The 19,001-nt window shown below is 68.1% G+C and carries 16 protein-coding genes; 9 read left to right on the top strand and 7 right to left on the bottom strand.

All coding sequences use genetic code 11. The features are described 5' to 3' along the window. Nucleotides 1-71 precede the first annotated feature (71 nt). Complete coding sequence (locus tag ACIQ67_RS08515) at nt 72-1,865, bottom strand: hybrid sensor histidine kinase/response regulator (protein WP_397533936.1); 1,794 nt, start codon at nt 1,863-1,865, stop codon at nt 72-74. Nucleotides 1,866-2,288: 423 nt separating this feature from the next. Next, nucleotides 2,289-2,924, bottom strand: a complete 636-nt coding sequence (locus ACIQ67_RS08510; protein WP_397533935.1) for an HD domain-containing protein — start codon at nt 2,922-2,924, stop codon at nt 2,289-2,291. Between the two features lie 133 nt (nt 2,925-3,057). On the opposite strand from ACIQ67_RS08510, the gene ACIQ67_RS08505 reads away from it, so the two are divergent. The 7 genes from ACIQ67_RS08505 (at nt 3,058) to ACIQ67_RS08475 (ending at nt 8,939) form a co-directional block, all read left to right on the top strand. Beyond that, nucleotides 3,058-3,609, top strand: coding sequence for a cytochrome b (locus ACIQ67_RS08505; protein ID WP_397533934.1), 552 nt, complete (start codon nt 3,058-3,060; stop codon nt 3,607-3,609). A gap of 28 nt (nt 3,610-3,637) precedes the next feature. Then, a complete protein-coding gene (locus ACIQ67_RS08500; RefSeq protein ID WP_397533933.1) occupies nt 3,638-4,219 on the top strand; it encodes a YceI family protein in 582 nt (193 codons plus the stop codon). A 45-nt stretch (nt 4,220-4,264) separates the two neighbouring features. After that, a complete protein-coding gene (locus ACIQ67_RS08495; RefSeq protein WP_397533932.1) occupies nt 4,265-4,834 on the top strand; it encodes a YceI family protein in 570 nt (189 codons plus the stop codon). A 204-nt stretch (nt 4,835-5,038) separates the two neighbouring features. Then, nucleotides 5,039-6,487 (top strand): sensor histidine kinase, encoded by a 1,449-nt coding sequence (locus ACIQ67_RS08490; protein ID WP_397533931.1) that lies wholly within the window; start codon nt 5,039-5,041, stop codon nt 6,485-6,487. Next, the gene (locus ACIQ67_RS08485) at nt 6,484-6,918 is read left to right on the top strand and encodes a hypothetical protein (RefSeq protein ID WP_397533930.1); all 435 of its coding nucleotides are present in this window, start codon (nt 6,484-6,486) and stop codon (nt 6,916-6,918) included. Before ACIQ67_RS08490 ends, ACIQ67_RS08485 begins: the two co-directional genes overlap by 4 nt. Before the next feature lie 16 nt (nt 6,919-6,934). After that, nucleotides 6,935-7,801 carry a LytR/AlgR family response regulator transcription factor gene (locus ACIQ67_RS08480; protein WP_397533929.1) on the top strand — a complete coding sequence of 289 codons (867 nt, stop codon included), beginning with the start codon at nt 6,935-6,937 and terminating at the stop codon, nt 7,799-7,801. A 43-nt stretch (nt 7,802-7,844) separates the two neighbouring features. Then, nucleotides 7,845-8,939, top strand: a complete 1,095-nt coding sequence (locus tag ACIQ67_RS08475) for a calcium:proton antiporter (protein WP_397533928.1) — start codon at nt 7,845-7,847, stop codon at nt 8,937-8,939. Between the two features lie 59 nt (nt 8,940-8,998). Here ACIQ67_RS08475 and soxR read toward each other — a convergent pair whose 3' ends face one another. Beyond that, nucleotides 8,999-9,523, bottom strand: coding sequence for a redox-sensitive transcriptional activator SoxR (gene soxR, locus ACIQ67_RS08470; RefSeq protein ID WP_397533927.1), 525 nt, complete (start codon nt 9,521-9,523; stop codon nt 8,999-9,001). Nucleotides 9,524-9,597: 74 nt separating this feature from the next. Between soxR and ACIQ67_RS08465 the strand changes: the two genes are divergently transcribed. Beyond that, nucleotides 9,598-10,671 (top strand): questin oxidase family protein, encoded by a 1,074-nt coding sequence (locus tag ACIQ67_RS08465; protein ID WP_397533926.1) that lies wholly within the window; start codon nt 9,598-9,600, stop codon nt 10,669-10,671. Nucleotides 10,672-10,689: 18 nt separating this feature from the next. On the opposite strand, the gene ACIQ67_RS08460 is transcribed toward ACIQ67_RS08465, so the two are convergent. Beyond that, entirely contained in the window at nt 10,690-12,213 is a 1,524-nt protein-coding gene (locus ACIQ67_RS08460; RefSeq protein ID WP_397533925.1) for an aldehyde dehydrogenase family protein, read from the bottom strand. Between the two features lie 302 nt (nt 12,214-12,515). Between ACIQ67_RS08460 and ACIQ67_RS08455 the strand changes: the two genes are divergently transcribed. Continuing rightward, the gene (locus ACIQ67_RS08455; protein WP_397533924.1) at nt 12,516-14,453 is read left to right on the top strand and encodes a sigma-54-dependent Fis family transcriptional regulator; all 1,938 of its coding nucleotides are present in this window, start codon (nt 12,516-12,518) and stop codon (nt 14,451-14,453) included. Between the two features lie 3 nt (nt 14,454-14,456). Here ACIQ67_RS08455 and ACIQ67_RS08450 read toward each other — a convergent pair whose 3' ends face one another. The 3 genes from ACIQ67_RS08450 to ACIQ67_RS08440 all read right to left on the bottom strand — a co-directional run bounded on the left by ACIQ67_RS08450 (nt 14,457) and on the right by ACIQ67_RS08440 (nt 18,982). Continuing rightward, on the bottom strand, nt 14,457-15,143 hold the full coding sequence (locus ACIQ67_RS08450; RefSeq protein ID WP_397533923.1) for a lysoplasmalogenase: 687 nt from the start codon (nt 15,141-15,143) through the stop codon (nt 14,457-14,459). A 71-nt stretch (nt 15,144-15,214) separates the two neighbouring features. Continuing rightward, a complete protein-coding gene (locus ACIQ67_RS08445; protein ID WP_397533922.1) occupies nt 15,215-16,789 on the bottom strand; it encodes an ABC transporter substrate-binding protein in 1,575 nt (524 codons plus the stop codon). 141 nt (nt 16,790-16,930) lie between these two features. Further along, entirely contained in the window at nt 16,931-18,982 is a 2,052-nt protein-coding gene (locus ACIQ67_RS08440; protein WP_397533921.1) for an ATP-dependent helicase, read from the bottom strand. Between the last annotated feature and the right edge of the window lie 19 nt (nt 18,983-19,001).

The following is a 19,001-nucleotide window of genomic DNA, read 5'->3' as shown; positions in this document are numbered from 1 at the left end:
ACGTTCAAGCAGCAGCGCCTCCAGCGGCTCGCTCAGCCAGCGGGAGGCCCGGGAGGCGGATGCCGCGGGCATCAGGCCGGATGGCTTTCGGTACGCGCGTCCTTCAGCGCCGCCAGCATCCCCGCCAGCAGCTCTTCCGCAGCCACCGGCTTGTGCAGCAGCGGCAGCCCGGCCTCATGCGCTTCGCGCAGGCGCTCCGGCGCAGTATCGCCGCTGATCAGCAAGGCCGGCAGGCCGGGCAGCGCCGAGCGCAACGAACGGACAGCCGACAAGCCATCGTCTGGCGCGCGAAGTCGCATATCAGCCAGCACGATGTCGGGGCGCTGGCCCAGGGCCTTGATCATCGCTTCGCGGGTACTGCCGGCCAGCAGCACCTGGCAGCCATGCGCACCCAGCAGGGTCTGCATCGCCAGGCGCACCGGCTCCTCGTCGTCGACGACCAGCACACGCAGATTGCGCAGCGCCGCCAGCTCCGGCAACGCGGCGGATGGCGGCAGCTCGGCACCCTCGACCGCGGTGATGCTCAGGGTGAAGCAGGAGCCCGTGCCCGGCTGCGACTCCAGTTCCAGATGCAGGTCTAGCAGATCGACCAGGCGGCTGACGATGGACAAGCCCAGGCCCAGCCCCTTGGCGCGGTCGCGCTCGGGGTTGCCCAGCTGGTAGAACTCCTCGAACACCCGTGCCTGCTCATCGGTCGCAATGCCCAGACCGGTGTCGCGCACCGCCAGCCTCCACAGCTCGTCGTCACGGCTGACGCTGATTTCCACACCGCCGCTGGGCGTGTACTTGATGGCGTTGTCGATCAGGTTGCGCACCACCCGCTCCAGCAGCACCGGGTCGCTCTCGACAAAGGCCTCCGGCGGGCAATCCAGTCGCAGGGTCAGCCCCTTGCTCTGGGTGGCCGGCTGAAACTCCTGCTGCAGCCGGTGCAGCCATTTGCTCAAGGGGATCAGCTCGGGCTTGACCTGGATGACCTGCGCATCGAGCTTGGAAATGTCCAGCAAGGCGTCCATCTGCGAGGCCAGTGAGCGCAGGGCCACATTCATCTGGCGCGCGATTTCGTTGCTGGATTGGTCCAGCTCGCGCATGGTCAGCGCCGCGCCCAGCAGCGACAGCGTGTGCATCGGTTGGCGCAGGTCGTGGCTGGCCGAGGCGAAGAAACGGGTCTTGGCCGAGTTGGCCGATTCGGCACGCTGCAAGGCCAGGCGCAGCTGCTCGTTGCTGCGCTGCTGCTGCTGACGGATGCCGATGGACTCGACGAACACCCGCCAGGCATCACGCGCCAGCCCGGCCAGCACGGCAGCGAAGCCCAGGATCAGTGCGCCCAGCACCCACTCGACCCAGGTCACGGCATGCGCCCCGCCGCCACCGGTCACCCAGGACATGGCATTGGCCAGCGACACCGGAATCAGGAAGGCCAGGAAAACCGGGCCGTAGCCGGCGGTGGTGGCCACCGCGCCGGCGCACAGGCCCAGCAGCAGGATGGTCTGCACCATGCGCTCGTAGTCGCTCAGGAAGGGGGTGAACGCAACCGACAAGCCGAACACCAGGCCGTTGAGTGCGCTCAGACCGACAGCCCACTGCAGCCGGGTCTGCACCGCTGTGGTCTGCAGGCGCGGCAGCAGGCCGAGCGCCCACCAGCGCAGTGCCAGCACGGCAATCACGACACTGAGCCAGAGCCCTGAGAACCAGGGCGACACCGCATCGCCCGCCATCAAGGCCACGGCGGCGGCGGCCAGACCCACGGGATAGGGCACACGACGCCCCTGCTTGGCCAGCAGCTGCAGCAATTCCTCGCGGACGGCGGCCTGGGGCAACTCGGCGGTGGACGGCACCGCGGCCAGCGTATCGGGCGCGGCCGTCATGGGCTGAAGCAGGCTGCAGCGGGATTGCGCGCCGCATGGGAGAGGGGCGCATGCCCCAAGGCCTGGCAGGGCCGTCGCCTGGACGAGACGGCCTGCCGGTCACTGATGTTCTTGCGCATGGCGCCTGAGTTCTTATGGACCAACAGGCGCGGACCATACCACCGCCGGGCTCGCTGATGGCAGGGTTCTCGTCAGATTGTGGGATAGCGTGCCGCGCGCTGTGGCATCGGCCCCAAGGGCACTCCCCAGTCTTCACAAAAATGCAATACCGACCACCGCCGCCCTTGCGAGCCTTGGTGGTCGGCACAGCACTCCTCCCCCCCTTGCCACACGCCGAGGTCCAGACGGCGGGTGAACGGGAGCCAGTATCTTTGCCCCCCTCAAGCCCAGCCATCCCCCTCAGGAGGGATGCCGACCTCAGGCTCAGGCGATCGCCAGCCGTGCCAGTCCGGTACGAAAAGACGGCAGCAGCGCTTCGAGCTGACCCAGGTAATAGCCCAAAGGCGGCGTGCGCTTGCCCGGATGGCAAGCCAGCTGGTCCCAGCGGCACAGCTGCACGGCCGCGCTGGCTTGTGGGCGAGCCAGGAACATCAGCCCCTCCTCGGCATTCATGCGCCCGCCCAGCTGTTGCAGCCGGTGCGCGGCGCCGGGGCTCAGGTGCGGGGTCTGCCGGGCATCCATGCTGGCCAGGTAGCGGCGGGCCGCCGGCTGCAGGCGGATCGGCTCCAGCACCCCAGAACCGAAGCCGGTGCTGAGCAACGCCAGGCCACGCTGCTCATGCGCATCGGGCTGCAGCGGCTCGGCCTCGCCGGCATCCATCAACTGGCCCAGGTCATGCAGCAGAGCCGCCGCCACCAGCGCCGGATCGGCATGGGCCCATTCGGCCAGCTGGGCACATTGCAGCGCATGGGCCAGCACCGTGATGCCGCCATGGGCACCGTCCTCATAAGGGCGGCTGCCGCGTCGCTGGAACAAGGCCTCGATCTTGCCGACCACATCCATAACCACTCCCGAAACGCCGTGAAGGCTGACACGGCGCGAATCTTGGGCCTGCAGCATGACCCCGCCGTGACGGCCAGTCCGGCTGAGGGCATTCAAAGGCATTGAATCCTGGCGTCAAGGCCGGTGAACTTTTACAGCGGCGGCCGCTCTCACACTGGCGCCCTTGCAATGCCAATACCGCCTGCCCGCCATGCCCCGTCCAATACCCACCTCAGCACCGCGCTACACGCCGCTGGCCATCGTGCTGCATTGGCTGCTGGCGCTGGCCATCGTCGGCGCCTTCGGCGTGGGCCTTTACATGGTCGACCAGCCCTTCTCGCTGGGCCGGCTCAAGCTCTACAACTGGCACAAGTGGGCCGGCGTGAGCATCCTGGCCCTGTCGGCACTGCGCCTGCTGTGGCGCCTGACGCACCGTCCGCCGGCGCCGCCGGCCGGGCCTCTGTGGCAGCAGCGCGCCGCGCATCTGGTGCACGGCCTGCTGTACGCGCTGTTCTTCGCGCTGCCGCTGGCTGGCTGGGCCTACAGCTCGGCGGCCGGCTTCCCCATCGTCTGGTTCGGCCTGCTGCCGCTGCCTGACTTCGTGCCGGTGGACAAGGCGCTGGCCGAGACGCTGAAGCTGACCCACCGCTGGCTGGCCTATGGCCTGGCTGCGCTGGTGCTGGCCCATGTGGCGGCCGCCCTCAAGCACCAGCTGATCGACCGCGACGGCCTGCTGCTGCGCATGTGGCCGGCCCGCCGCTGAACACCCTCTTCCCAAGGAAACCCAGAACATGCATGCCCTTGTCCGCCGCCATCTGCCCAGCCTCGCCGCCGCCACGCTGCTGACCCTGACCAGCAGCGCTGTGCTGGCGCAAGCCAAGCTCGTGCCCGCCGGCAGCGAACTGAGCTTCACCAGCCGCCAGATGGGCGTGCCGGTGGACGGCCATTTCAAGCGCTTCGATGCCCAGCTGGCTTTCGACCCCAAGAAGCCCGAAGCCGGCAAGGTGACCTTCACCATCGATCTGGTCAGCGTCGCGATGGGCGCGCCCGAGGTTGAGGCCGAGCTGGCCAAGCCGCTTTGGTTCGACAGCAAGAAGCTGGCCCAGGCCAGCTTCCAGAGCAGCGCCATCAAGCCGGCCGGCAAGGGCCGCCTGGACGTGACGGGCCGCCTGACCATCAAGGGCCAGAGCCGCGATCTGACCGTGCCGGTAACGCTGGCCCAGGCCGGCGGCCAGACCACGGCCAGCGGCGCCTTCGTGCTCAAGCGCTTGGAATTCAAGATCGGCGAGGGTGAGTGGAGCGACACCTCCATCGTCGCCAACGACGTCCAAGTCAAGTTCAAGCTGAACTTCAGCGGCGTTGCCGCGCTGTAAGCAAGCCCCTGTCCCCTCAACCCCAACCCACCCCCGAAAGGCCCCATGAAGAAGACTCTCATCGCCGCCCTCGCGCTGGCCGCCGCCGGTTTCGCTCAAGCACAGAGCGCCAACTACGCGATCGACCCGACGCACACCTTCGCCACCTTCGAGATCAGCCACTTCGGCGCCTCGACCAACCGCGGCCGCTTCGACAAGAAAGAGGGCATGGTCACGCTGGACAAGGCCGCCAAGACCGGCAAGGTCGAGATCACGCTGGACATGAGCGCCATCAGCACCGGCACGCCGGCCTTTGACAAGCACCTGACGGGCGACGACTTCTTCGCCGCCGCCAAGTTCCCGACCGCCAAGTTCGTCGGCGACAAGTTCGTCTTCAACGGCGACAAGGTCAGCGAAGTCAGCGGCACGCTGACGCTGAAGGACAAGACCAACCCGGTGACCCTGAAGGCCACCAACTTCGCCTGCTACCAGAGCCCGATGCTCAAGCGCGAGGTCTGCGGCGGCGATTTCGAGACCACCATCGACCGCAGCCAATGGGGCGTGGACTACGGCCTGAACTGGGGTTTCCCCAAGCTGGTCAAGCTGATCATCCAGGTCGAGGCCGTGCGCCAGTAAGCCTGGCAGACCGCCCCGCCCCCCCAGACGCCCCGGCCCCGCCCGGGGCGTCTGTCTTTGCTTTGCTTGGGTTTTGCCTGGGGAAAGGGCGGCCGGCCTGTCCGCCCCTGCTGCAAGTCATCCCCGGACTTCTGCGGCGTGTCGCGCTCGCGTGGGCGGCACCCCGGACCTTGCGTACAGTGCACAGCCATACAAGGTCCCCCCATGAACCAGGCTTCCACCCCCCCCACCATCTACCAGCGCTGGCAGCATTTCTCAGCCGTTTCGGTGCGCGGTTTCCACGCCTACGCCAACTGGCTGGTAGCGATGAGCTGGAAGCGCTTCATCGTGCTGGCCGTCCTGACGCTGATCGGCGCCAATGTGCTGGAAGGCCTGCTGCCCAGCTGGCGCATCACCGAGACGGTGGAGCCCACCCCGGCCCCGGCTCGCCCTGCAAAGCCGCCCAAGCCCGTCGAGCCCCCGGCCAAACCGGTCAAGGCGGCCTCGCCCAAGGAACCGATCCACTACGAAGTGACGATCGACGAACGCGGCGTGCGCATCGTGCCGCGTGAGAAGGGCAAGCCGGCCGAGCCGCCGGCGCCGGCTTCTGCTGCGGCCTCTGCCGTCGCGCCGGCGGCGAGCGTCTCACTCAGCGGCGGCCTGCCCTCGCTGGAGATCCGCCTGCCGAAGTCGGCGCAGCCCGAAGAGCTGCGCGAAGCCATCGAGGACGCCCGTGCCGAAATCGAGGCTGCCGTCGAGCAGGCCCGCCAGGCCCAGCGCGACGCCGAAGCCGCGCGTGCCGAGGCCGAAGCGGCCCGCGAAGAAGCCCGCGGCGAGGCCGAAGCGATGGCCGGCAAGTCGCGCACCAAGGTGCGGGTGATCAAGTTCGGCGATTTCCTGGTCGATCTGGCGGTGCTGCTGGTGATTGCCTCGGCCATCATCAAGGCCAGCTACAAGGGCCGTTTCCAGGCCGAGGTCAAGGCCGCCAAGGCTGCCGAGACGGCCGAGGCCGAATCGCTGAAGCGCCAAGTGGTCGAGGCCCGCATGGCCGCGATGCAGGCGCAGGTGGAACCGCACTTCCTGTTCAACACGCTGGCCTCCATCGACCACCTGATCGAGACCGACCCGCCGCGGGCCTCGCAGATGCAGAAGAACCTGATCGCGCTGCTGCGCGCCTCCATGCCCACCATGCGCGAGGCCAATGCCAACGGCGGGCGCGACCTGGGCCGCGAGCTGGCCGTCATCAAGCCCTATCTGGAAATCCTCAAGGTGCGCATGGAAGAGCGCCTGCAGACCGAGATCGACGTGCCCGAAGGCCTGATGTCGGCCGAGTTCCCGCCGATGATGATCCAGAGCCTGGTCGAGAACGCGATCAAGCATGGCCTGGAGCCCAAGGCCGAGGGCGGCAGCCTCAAGGTCAAGGCCGAGATCCTGCACGGCAAGCTGGCCGTCACTGTGGCCGACACCGGCCTGGGCTTCGGCCGCGCGGCCACCCAGGGCACCGGCGTGGGTCTGGCCAATATCCGCGAGCGCCTGGCGCTGCTGTTCGGCAGCAAGGCCAGCGTCACGGTGGCCGAGAACCAGCCCAGCGGCACCGTGGTGACCATCACCGTGCCCTACACGACGGCCCGCAAGCACGACGACGACAACGACACCCAAGGAGCCCACGCATGAAAAGCTTCCTGAAATGGTCCATGGCTCTGAGCCTGATCCTGGCCGTGGCGGCCGCCATCGGCGGCGTGCTGCTGTGGCAGGAGATCTCCGGCCACCCCGAGGTGAGCATCAGCATCAACGGCGAGGACATCCCGGTGCATGCCCTCAGCGCCGCGCATTGGGGCAGTCTGCTGTTCGCTGCCGGCATCACCTTGTTCGTGCTGGCCGTGGTGCTGCCACTGACGCTGCTGCTGGGTGTGGCGCTGCCGTTGATGATCGTGGCCGGCGTCATCGCGCTGGTGCTGGCCGTGGTGGCGGGCGTCGGCGCGCTGGTCGGCTCGCCGCTGATCCTGCTGGTGCTGCTGCTGTGGTGGCTGATGCGCCGCAAGCCGCCGGCCGCTGCTGCACCGTACAAACCCCAGGCGCCCGGTGCCACCACCGCGCCACATTGACGCTAACCTCGCCGCCATGAACGACACCACCCCTGCATCCCTCGCCGGCGCCCGCGTGCGCGCCGTGCTGGCCGACGACGAGCGCCTGATGCGCGAACAGCTGCGCAGCCGCCTCACCGAAGCCTGGCCCGATCTGGACATCGTGGCCGAAGCCAAGAACGGCCTTGAAGCCGTGGAACTGGTGAAGCAGCACAAGCCCGATCTGGTCTTTCTGGACATCCGCATGCCCGGCCTGACCGGCGTGGACGCCGCGCGCCAGATCGCGCAGCTGCCGGACGCTGGCGACGACGACAGCTGGCTGGTGCCCGAGATCGTCTTCATCACCGCCTACGACCAATATGCGGTGGAAGCCTTCGAGCAGGGCGTGGCCGACTATGTGCTCAAGCCTGCCGAGCGCGAACGCCTGCTGGTGACGGTGGAGCGAATCAAGAAGCGCCTGGCCGCACGCGACAACGGCAACGGCGGTGAGAACAGCCCGGCCGCGGCGCCGGCCACCGCCCCGCTGCAGCAGCTGCTGCACAAGCTTTCAGCCCAGCTCAACCCGGGCGGCACGCCCGCCTATCTGCAATGGATCCAGGCCACCGTCGGCCAGGCCATCCAGATGATCCCGGTGGAGGACGTGCTGTTCTTCATCAGCGACGAGAAGTACACCCGCGTGCAGACCGCCACGCTGGAAGCGCTGATCCGCAAGCCGATCAAGGAACTGGTCGATGAACTGGACCCGGCCCTGTTCTGGCAGATCCACCGCTCGACCCTGGTCAACGTGAAGGCCATCGCCGGCATCACCCGCGACTTCCGCGGCCGCCAGCTGGTTGGCATCAAGGGCAGCAACGAGAAGCTTGAAGTCAGCCGCAGCTACACGCAGTTGTTCAAGGGAATGTGAGAGTTCCCGCCATACGGCTCAGTCGCTTCGATAGACTGAGCCAATGAAGCTCAGCTCCCGCCTGCCTGTCTGGTCTGTCCTGTGCCCCGCCGCTGCGTGGGGACTGTTCATCCTTGCCCAATCAGGTGCTGCAGCAGCGCTGGGTGGCCTGCTGCAGCTTCTGCTGGCGGGTGGCCTGATCGCCGGTATCTTGGCTGCAGTCTTTCATGCCGAGGTGGTCGCACACAAGGTCGGTGAGCCCTACGGCACCCTGGTCCTGGCGATCGCGGTGACGGCCATCGAGGTCGCCTTGATCGTGTCGTTGATGATCGCAGGCGGGGAAGCGGCCACCGGCCTGGCGCGGGACACCGTCTTCGCCTCGGTGATGATCATCCTCAATGGCATGGTCGGCCTGTGCTTGCTGAGCGGCGCTCGCCGGCACGGGGAACAGTCATTCGGCCTGTACGGGGTCTCCGCGGCGCTTGCGACGCTGGCCGCCATCTCCGTGCTAACCATGGTGCTGCCGAACTACACCACCAGCGCCGCCGGTCCGGTCTACAGCCCCAGCCAGCTGACGTTCATTGCCATCATCTCGCTGGTGCTCTACGGCACGTTCATACTGGTACAGACGGTGCGGCACCGCGACTATTTTCTTCCCGCTGTCTCCGCCAGTAACGAAGCTGTGCATGCACCGCCGCCCTCCGCAAGGATGGCCGTGATCAGTGCAGGCCTGCTTCTCACCTGTCTGGGCGGCGTCGTGCTGCTGGCGAAATCACTCTCACCCACACTGGAGTCCGTCGTCGCACAACTGGGCGCCCCCAAGGCCCTCGTCGGCATCATCATCGCAGCGGTGGTCCTATTGCCAGAGAGCATTGCCGCATATCAGGCCGCGCGGGCGAATCGCCTGCAAACCAGCCTGAACCTGGCCCTGGGCTCCGCGCTCGCCAGCATCGGTTTGACCATCCCTGCCGTGGCCATGGTGTCACTGGCAACCGGCTGGACGCTCTCGCTGGGCATCGACGACAAATCCACCGTCCTGCTCATGCTGTCGCTGATTGTGGCGTCCCTCTCGCTCGGCACTGGACGGACCACGGTGATGCAGGGGACCATCCACTTGGTGCTCTTTGCGGTCTATCTCTTTACGGCCATCGTGCCTTGATCCTGTCCGACTGTGCGCCTGTCGCTGTTCCCGACAGCATCGCTGACGCGCGGGCAGACTCAGTCAGCCACAGGCTTGTCGCCCACCAGATACCGCGCACCACTCCCCTTCACCGCCGCCCGGTCCTGCGGGTTGTAGAGCTTGCAGGCCTTCAGCGACAGGCAGCCACAGCCGATGCAGGCGCCGAGCTGGTCGCGCAGGCGGGTCAACGCGGCGATGCGCGCATCGAGCAGCGGCGTCCAGCCGGCCGAGAGGCGCTGCCAGTCGGCCTTGGTGGGCGTGCGGCCCTCGGGCAGCGAGGCCAGCGCGGCGGCGATCTCGTCCAACGCCAGGCCGATGTTCTGCGCCGCACGGATGAAGCCGACGCGGCGCAGCACATGGCGCGGGTACTGGCGCCGGCCTGAGGCACTGCGCCCGCCGGCGATCAGGCCGCGTTCCTCGTAGAAGCGCAGCGCGCTGGCCGGCACGCCGGAGCGCCGCGCCAGCTCGCCGATGGCGATCCAGCCGGCAGTGCTGCTGTCCGCCAGATCGGCAGCTTCAGCGCTGCGGGCTGCCGCCCCCAGTCTTGGCAGGGTCTTGCTCATCGTCGGTTTGACTTCAAGTTCACTTGAACTTGCATTGTCTGGCCCGTGATCCACTTCATCAAGACGAGGCCATGATGTTGACCCTGACAAACCAAAGCACGCCGGGCGTACCCGGCGCACAGCTCAAGAACAGCAAGCAGCCGCTCACCCGAGACGACAGCCACGCCACCCTGCTGGCGCTGCTGGACGAGGGGCTGGGCTGCTGGCCCGAATACCGCGCGCAGCTCAGCTCGCACCTGCCGATGGCGCTGGACGCGCTGCAGCAGCTGGGCGCTTCCAGCGCGCGGCTGCGCGAATTCAACGCGCACTACGGCGCAAGGCTGCAGCCGATGCCGACCACTCCGTCGGCTGCCGAACGGCCGCAGCAGTTCGGCCGCATCGACGACTATCCGCAGTGGTTCGCACACTACCGCGCCGCATTGGCCGCCGATGGCCGCGATGCGCTGCTCCGCGCCGAGCTGCCGGCGCTGATGGCCGGTGTCGGCGCCGTGGCCTTCCACGGCTTGATCCGCGCCGGGCATGCCCTGCGCCACGGCCACGCGGGCGAGCTGGCTGCCGCACTGGCCTACTGGGCGAGCCGCCACCAACCCCTGCCCGAACCGAGCGACACGCGGCCGCTGACGCTGACCGATTGGCTGGCCGCGCTGCGCGCGCTGCCGGGCGCCGAGGCCATGCCCAAACGTGGCTTGATCTCCGAACGCATGGCCGACTGGAGTGAGCGAGCGGACTGGCAGGCCGTTGCCGCCCGTCTGCCCGCCACCGAGCTGCCGGCGCTGGCCCGCGCCGCGGCGGCGCTCTATGCAGCCACGGCCAGCTTCACCGTGCTGCACATGGTCACCGCCAGCGCGGCGCTGCTGGCGTTACGGCCCTGGCTGGATGAATCTTCGGCGTACCCGCGCTTCATCAGCGCCGCCGCTGCGGCACTGATGGCCAGCGGCGCGGTACAGCGCACGGCGGTGCTAGCGCCAGTGGACAAAGCGCTGCTGCCCGGCTGGGCTGCGCTCGCTGCCGGCGCCATCGCCCAGCACGACGACCATGTCATCAAGCTGGTGGCCGCATGCCATGCGCTGGAGGCGGCCGACAGCGCGCCGGTCTGGCACGCTGCCGCCGCCCGGGCGCTGCGGCCAACGGAGCCGCAGGCCCCGTGAGCCGGCTTCGGCCCGGACTCAGAAGAAGCCCAGCGCGTTCGGCGAATAGCTGACCAGCAGGTTCTTGGTCTGCTGATAGTGGTCCAGCATGGCCTTGTGGGTTTCGCGGCCGATGCCGGATTCCTTGTAGCCGCCGAAGGCCGCGTGCGCCGGGTAGGCGTGGTAGCAGTTGGTCCACACGCGTCCGGCCTGAATGGCGCGGCCCATGCGGTAGGCGCGACTGCCGTCACGCGTCCACACGCCGGCGCCCAGGCCGTAAGGCGTGTCGTTGGCGATCTGCAGCGCCTCGGCCTCGGTCTTGAAGGTGGTCACGGCCAGCACCGGGCCGAAGATCTCCTCGCGGAAGATGCGCATCTGGTTGTGCCCCTTGAACAGCGTGGGCTGGATGTAATAGCCGCCGGCCAGATCACCGCCAAGCTGCGCGCGGTCGCCACCGATCAGCACCTGCGCGCCCTCTTCCTTGCCCAGCGCCAGGTAGGTCTGGATCTTGTCCATCTGCAGGGCCGAGGCCTGCGCACCCATCATGGTGTCGGTGTCCAGCGGGTTGCCCTGCTTGATCGCGGCTACGCGCGTGAGCGCGCGCTCGATGAAGCGGTCGTAGATCGATTCCTGGATCAGCGCGCGACTGGGACAGGTGCAGACCTCGCCCTGGTTGAAGGCGAACAGCACCAGGCCCTCGATCGCCTTGTCCAGGAAGGCATCGTCCTGCGCCATCACATCGTCGAAGAATACGTTGGGGCTCTTTCCGCCCAGCTCCAGTGTGGCCGGGATCAGGTTGGTGGCGGCGGCCTGCGCGATCACGCGGCCGGTGGCGGTGCTGCCGGTGAACGCGATCTTGGCGATGCGCTTGCTCTCGGCCAGCGGCATGCCGGCTTCGCGGCCGAAGCCGTTGACCACGTTGAGCACGCCCGGTGGCAGCAGCTCAGCGATCAGCTCGGTCAGCACCAGGATGCTGATGGGTGTGCTCTCGGCGGGCTTGAGCACCACGCAGTTGCCGGCACCAAGTGCCGGCGCCAGCTTCCAGGCCGCCATCAGGATGGGGAAGTTCCAGGGAATGATCTGGCCAACGACGCCCAGCGGCTCGTGGAAGTGATAGGCGATGGTGTGGCCGTCGATCTCGCTCAAGGCGCCTTCCTGCGCGCGCAGGCAGCCGGCGAAGTAGCGGAAGTGGTCTACCGCCAGCGGGATGTCGGCATTGAGCGTCTCGCGGATCGGCTTGCCGTTGTCCACCGTCTCGGCATAGGCCAGCAGCTCGATGTTCTGCTCCAGGCGATCGGCGATCTTCAGCAGGATGTTGGCGCGCTCGGCGGGAGCCACGGCGGCCCAGCCGGCGGCAGCGGCGTGGGCAGCGTCCAGCGCCAGCTCGATGTCCTCGGCGCCGGAGCGCGCGGCCTGGGTGTAGACCTGACCGCTGATCGGCGTGATCACGTCGAAGTACTGGCCCTTCAGCGGCCCGACAAAGCGGCCGTTGATGAAGTTGTCGTAGCGCGACTTGTAGGCAATCTTGGCGCCAGGGGTATTGGGGGCTGCGTAAAGCGTCATGGTGCTTGTCTCCGTTCTTTGGCTGCTGGATCGATGCGAAAGCGCATCCGAGGGCACAGCGTTTGCGAAGACCGTGCCAGGGCCGGTTTCGCGGCAAACCGGCCGCTGCAGCGCAAGAAAGCGGTCAGCAAGACGCCGCACACTGTGCCGAGCCGGCCCGGCTGCGCTGTCACTGTCACGAAACGGAACAACCGCCGGGCCGATTTCTGCCGAACTGCTTTGAGACCCCCAACGGACTGCTACCGTAGCCAGCACGCGAAAGGCTCTGAACGAAACAAGAGCCCGCACAGGAGACAAGCGCAATGACTGCTTCCCACTCAGCCGCCGGTCTGGCGGCGCGCGTGCCAGCTCAGCGCCTGCGCGCGGCGCGGCAGGCCCTGCTCAGCGACGGCGCGCTGCCGCCCGGCCTGCTCGACGAACAGCTGCAGGCCAGCTGGCTGCGCAGCCAGCGCTTCGGCTTGCTGCCGGACGCGCGCAACCCCGGCGCGCCGCATGCCTCGGCCCAGCAGTTGGCCCGAGCGCTGGAGCACCGCCGCGCCTTCGTGGCGCAGGCCCGGCCGGTGATGGAGTTCCTGTTCGAGCAGATCCAGGGCAGCGAACACCTGGTGATCCTGGCCGACGCACAGGGCATGCTGCTGCATGCGCAGGGCGACACCAGCTTCGCCGACAAGGCCGCGCGCGTGGCGCTGCGCCCCGGCGCGATCTGGCACGAGCAGTGGCGCGGCACCAATGCCATCGGCACAGCCCTGGCCGATGGCCGCGCGGTGGTGGTGCACGGCGCCGAGCATTACCTGGAGCGAAATGCCTTCCTGACCTGCGCGACCGCCCCCATCATCGACCCGGCCGGCCGCCTGCTGGGCGCGCTGGACCTCTCGGGCGACCACCGCAGCTACCACCGCCACACCCTGGGCCTGGTGCGCTCGGCCTCGCGCATGATCGAGCACCAGCTCTTCGAGGCCCGCCACGGCGGCGAGCTGCGCCTGCGCCTGCATGCGCGCGCCGAAGGCCTGGGCACGGTGGCCGAGGGCCTGCTGGCACTGTCGGAAGATGGCTGGATCATCGGCGCCAACAGCGTGGCGCTGGAGCTGCTGGGCCTACCGCGCAGCGCCATCGGCGCGCTGCCGCTGGAGCAGGCGATCGGCATGGACCTGCGCGCGCTGCTGGCCGGCGGACGCGCAGCCAGGACGTTTGTCCTGCCGGATGGCCGCACGCTGTGGCTGCGCCTGGAGACGGGCCGCAGCACGCTGACCGTGCCGGCTGGCGGCGCCACCAAGCCGGCCACGCCCACCGACGCACTGGCCGCACTGGACAGCGGCGACGCCGCGCTGCAGGGCCAGATCGAACGCGCGCGCCGCGTGCTGGACAAGCCGATCGCGCTGCTGCTGCAGGGCGAGTCGGGCGTGGGCAAGGAGCTGTTCGCGCGCGCCTGCCACGACAGCAGCGTGCGCCGCGGCAAGCCCTTCGTCGCGCTGAACTGTGCGGCCCTGCCGGAGGGGCTGATCGAGGCCGAGCTGTTCGGCTACCGGCCCGGCGCCTTCACCGGCGCGGCACGCGAGGGTGCGCCCGGCCGCCTGCGCGAGGCCCAGGGCGGCACGCTCTTCCTCGACGAGATCGGCGACATGCCGCTGGCGCTGCAGGCGCGGCTGCTGCGCGTGCTGCAGGAACGCCAGGTCCAGCCGCTGGGCGGCGGCGCGCCGGTGGCGCTGGACTTCGCGCTGATCTGCGCCACGCACCGGCCGCTGCGCCAGGAGGTGGAGGCCGGGCGCTTCCGCGAAGATCTTTACTACCGCATCAACGGCCTGGCACTGCGCCTGCCGCCGCTGCGCGAGCGCGGCGATCTGGCCACGCTGGTAGCGCGCCTGATGCGCGAGCTCTCGCCTGGACGCGAGCTTTCCTTGGCCCCGGCGCTGCTGCAGGATTTTCAGCGCTACCGCTGGCCCGGCAATGTGCGCCAGCTCGCCAATGCGCTGCGCACCGCCTGCGCACTGCTGGGCGACGAGGAGACGCAGATCGAGCGCCCGCATCTACCCGAGGACTTGGTGGACGAGCTGCTGGGCAGCGCACCGGCCACGACACGCGCGGTTCAGGACGAGGACGCTGACCTGCGCCTGCAGGCACAGCGCCAGATCGACACGGTGCTGCAGGCTTGCCAGGGCAATCTATCCGAGGCGGCACGCCGCCTGGGCATCAGCCGCAACACGCTCTACCGCAAGCTGCGCGGCGGCGGCAACGCCGCCTGACGGTCAGGGCGCAGACGGGCGCAGCGCCAGCCAGCTGGCGATGCACCACTGCGCGGCCCAGTAGGTCACCAGCACCCACAGCGCCGCCAGCGGCAGTGGGCCGGCAAACTTGTTGATGGCCAGGCAGGCATCGGAGATCAGGAACAGCAGGCCGCCGAAGGCCAGCACCGCAGCGCGGCGGCGCGCACCCGCATCGGGCTCCTCACGGCTGCCACGCCAGACCACCGCCGCCTGCGCGGCCATCGCCGCCAGACACAGCACATAGGCGATCACCGGCGGGCGCAGGCCGACCGGCACGCCAGGCCAAAGCTGACTGAGCACCACGCCGGCCAGCAGCGCATAGCCGATGAAAGCAAGCGGCCAAGCCGCCAGCCGCTGCACGCGAGTAAAGGCCCAGAGGTAGCACAGGTGGGCCACAAGAAAGGACAGCAGCCCGATGACGAAGGCGCCGTCACCGAACATCAGCGCCACGTCGCCGCCCAGCGAAAAAATAAGGCCGGCGACCACCCAGCGCCGCAGCCGCGGTGTGGCCTCACCGCGCGGCCAGGCATAGGCAATGATGATCAGCGTGGTCAGCGGCTTGAACAGCCAGATCAGCCAGGGCTGGTCCGCCAGATTGCCGGCAATGGCCAGCGCGGCGCTGAGCGCGGTGAGCGCCGCGAGAACGGGAGTGGTAAGAGGCAAGAGCATGGCGGCGCATCTTGGCAGATGCGCCACCATGCGCCGCTAGGGCTTGCCCGCAGGCTCGGCAGCTGGCGCGCTCAGTCGATGCGCACCCAGCGCACATCGATGTGGTTGTTGGCGCGGTGCACTGCCTGGACATTGCTGCGCGCCGCCCAGGGCGTGACCTGGTGGTGCAGCGGGATCACGGCCACATCGTCCTGCACGATCTTCAGGGCCTGCACCAGCTGGCTGCGGCGCTTGGCCGCATCACCCTCGACCTTGGCGCTGTCGATCAACGCGTCCAGCTTGGCATTGCTGTAGCGGCCGTAGTTCCAGCTGCCGTCGGCGCCCACCGGGCTGTGCACCAGCGCCTGCAGCGAATACAGTGCATCGAAGGTGGCCACGCCCCAGCCCAGCAGGTGCAGATTGCTTTCCTTGCGCTGCAGCTTGGGGAAATAGACGCTGGAGCCCTGGCTGGCAAGCTTGACCTGCACGCCCACCTTGGCCCACAGCGCGCTCAGCGACTTGCAGATTTCCTCGTCGTTGACATAGCGGTCATTCGGGCAGTCCAGCTGCACCTGGAAGCCATCCGGATAGCCGGCCTCGGCCAGCAGGGCCTTGGCGCGCGCCGGATCGAAGGGCAGGCGGCGGTCGCCCTCGGGCGTCCAGCCTTCGGCCTGGGGCGCCACCAGCGAGCCGGCCGGCTGGGCCAGGCCGCGCATCGTCACGCGGCGGATCGCTTCGATGTCGATGGCCTGGTAGAGCGCCTGGCGCACGCGCAGGTCCTTGAAGGGATTGCGGCCCTTGATATTGCTGCTGGAGAGCTCGTCGCTGGCCTGGTCCAGGCCGAGGAAGATGGTGCGGAACTCGGGACCTTCGATGATCTTGAAGCCCGGCGTGTTGCGCAGCTTGGGCACGTCCTGCGGCGCGGGGTCGAGCACGAAGTCCAGCTCGCCCGAGAGCAGCGCGGCCAGCCGGGTGGCGTCGGACGAAATCGGCGTGTAGACGATGGCGCTGACATTGCCCTGCAGCTTGCCCCACCAGTTCGGGTTCAGCAGCAGCTCGGTCTTCACGCCCGGCTGGCTGCTCTTGAGCACGAAGGGGCCGGTGCCGTTGGCATTGCGCACCGCATGGGTCTCTTCCTTCTGCGCGAAGTTCTGCGGCTTCTCAACCTTGTGCTTGAGCGCCCAGTCCCTGGACATGATGCGCACGCCGGTGATCTGGCGCAGCAACACCGGATTGGGCGCCGACAACGTGATCTCGACGCTCGACGGCGACAGCTTCTTCACGCCGGTGACGCCCTGCAGCAGCACGCGGAAGTTGGAGCTGGGGCTGAGCGCACGCTCAAACGAGAACACCACGTCGTCAGCCGTCAGCGCGCTGCCGTCGTGGAACTTCACGCCCGGACGCAGCTCGAAACGCCAGCGCGTGGGCTCCAGCTGCGTCCACTTCGAAGCCAGCGCCGGCTCGATGGTGAACTGCTGGTCATAGGCCACCAGGCCCTCGTAGACGAAGGCGTTGAACTGGTTGTTCAGCGCGCTGTTGTAGGCATGCGGGTCGAAGCTCTGCACATCGCCCTGGCTGGCCCAGCGCAGGGGCTTGGCCTGTGCGGTGACGCCGATCAGCGCCAGCAGAGCCAGTGCGGCAAGTTTGCGGATGGATTGGGAAGGCATGGGACTCCGGTCAATAGACCTAATGGAAAACCCTGAATACTGCCCGGCGGCGGCGCGGCGGGCAAATACTCACTCGCCATATGCTTCTGCCGCAAAGACCCAGCGCCGCGGCCGCATCCGCAGGCACCAGGGCTGGCCGCTTCAGTCGGACTTCTTCAGTGCCGCCGCCGTCGCCGCGCCCTTGGCCGCAAGCTGCTCGCGCAGTTTCTTGAGCTTCTCGCGCGGGTCTTCCTTGACGGTGTTCTCGTGCAGCTTCATCTCGGCGATGAAGCGGCTGGGGACGCCCATCACGGTCTCGCGCGACTTCTTGCGCCGGCGCAAAGTGGAGACAGCCAGCGTGCTGCGCGCGCGGGTGATGCCCACGTACATCAGGCGGCGCTCTTCTTCCAGACGCTGCGGGGTCATGTCCTCGTCGTCGGCCTTGAAGGGCAGCAGCCCCTCGTTGACGCCGGCCAGGAAGACATGCGGCCATTCCAGGCCCTTGGAGGCATGCAGCGTGGTCAAGGTGACCTGATCCTGCTCGTCGCCGCGCTCGGCCAGCGACAGGATCACGCTGATGGTCTGGGCCACTTCGAGCACGGTCTGCGTGGGCTCCTCGAAGGTGATGCCGCCCTCCTGGCTGATCTGGCCACCGCAGCGCTTGGCGACCCAGTCGACGAAGTCCAGCACATTGCCCCAGCGCGCCGCGCCGACCTTCTCGTTCTCCTCCTGCTCCATCAGGTGCTGCTCGTAGCCGATGTCCTTCAGCCACTCCATCAGCAGCGCCTTGGCCTCCTTGTCGCCCGAGGTGTTGCGGGCGCGGTATTCCAGTTCGTTCACATAGCGGCCGAACTCGTGCAGGCCGGCGATCGCGCGGCTGCTAAGCGCGGTGGACAGGCTCTCGGCGAACAGCGCCTCGTACATGCTGCACTTCCAGCGTCCGGCGAACTGGCTCAGGCTGCCCAGCGTCTGGTGACCGATGCCGCGCTTGGGCGTGGTGACCGCGCGCAGGAAAGCCGGGTCATCGTCCGGATTGACCAGCAGGCGCAGCCAGCCACACAGATCCTTGATCTCGGCCTTGTCGAAAAAGCTCTGGCCGCCGGAGACCTTGTAGGGAATCTCGGCGCGGCGCAGCGCCTGCTCGAAGACGCGCGCCTGATGGTTGGCGCGATACAGGATCGCAAAGTCCTTGAACTGCACCGCACCCGCATTGGCACGGATCGCCTGGATGCGCGCCACCGCCCGCTCGGCCTCGTGTTCCTCGCCATCGCTCTCGATCAGGGCCACCGGCTCGCCGTCGCCGAACTCGCTCCAGAGCTTCTTCTCGAAGATCTTCGGATTGACCGCGATGACGTTGTTGGCCGCGCGCAGGATCGCGCCGGTGGAGCGGTAGTTCTGCTCCAGCGGGATCACCTTCAAATTCGGAAAGTCGGTCGGCAGTCGCTTCAGGTTCTCGATGGTGGCGCCGCGCCAGCCGTAGATGCTCTGGTCGTCGTCGCCCACGGCAGTGAAGTGGGCGCGCTCGCCGACCAGTTGCTTCAGCAGGTCGTACTGCACCGCATTGGTGTCCTGGTACTCGTCCACCAGCACATAGCGCAGGGTGTCCTGCCACTTGCCGCGCGCCTCGGGGAATTCCTGCAGCAGACGCAGCGGCAGCGAGATCAGGTCATCGAAGTCCACGGACTGGTAGGCCGCCAGCCGCTCCTGATAACGCTCCATCACGACGGCCGCCGCGCGCTCGTCCTCGTCCTTGGCTGCGAGCAGCGCCTGCTTGGCCGTCAAGCCCTGGTTCTTCCACAGCGAGATAGTCCATTGCCAGCTGCGCGCCTGCTTGGCGTCGGTGGTGCCGCCAGCATCGCGCAGCAGGCCCAGCACGTCGTCGCTGTCGAGGATGGAGAACTGCTCCTTGAGCCCGACCAGCTGACCTTCGGAGCGCAGGATGCGCACACCCAGGCTGTGGAAGGTCGAGATCACCAGGTCCTTGGCGGCGCGCGGCCCCACCAGATCGCGGGCGCGCTCGCGCATCTCCTGCGAGGCCTTGTTCGTGAAGGTGATGGCGCCAATGTTCTTGGCCGCATAGCCGGCCTGCAGCAGGCGCGCGATCTTCATCGTGATCACGCGCGTCTTGCCCGAGCCGGCGCCGGCGATGACCAGGCAGGGGCCGTGCAGGTGATGAACGGCTTCGAGCTGGGCGGGGTTGAGGGTATCGGCCATGGCGCTGCGGGTCTGCGGG

The sequence above is a fragment of the Roseateles sp. genome (assembly GCF_044373315.1).
In the GTDB taxonomy this organism is placed as follows: Bacteria; Pseudomonadota; Gammaproteobacteria; order Burkholderiales; family Burkholderiaceae_C; genus JACDQM01.
The sequence above is the reverse complement of the archived record's forward strand: the minus strand, read 5'-3'. Positions and strand labels throughout refer to the sequence as shown.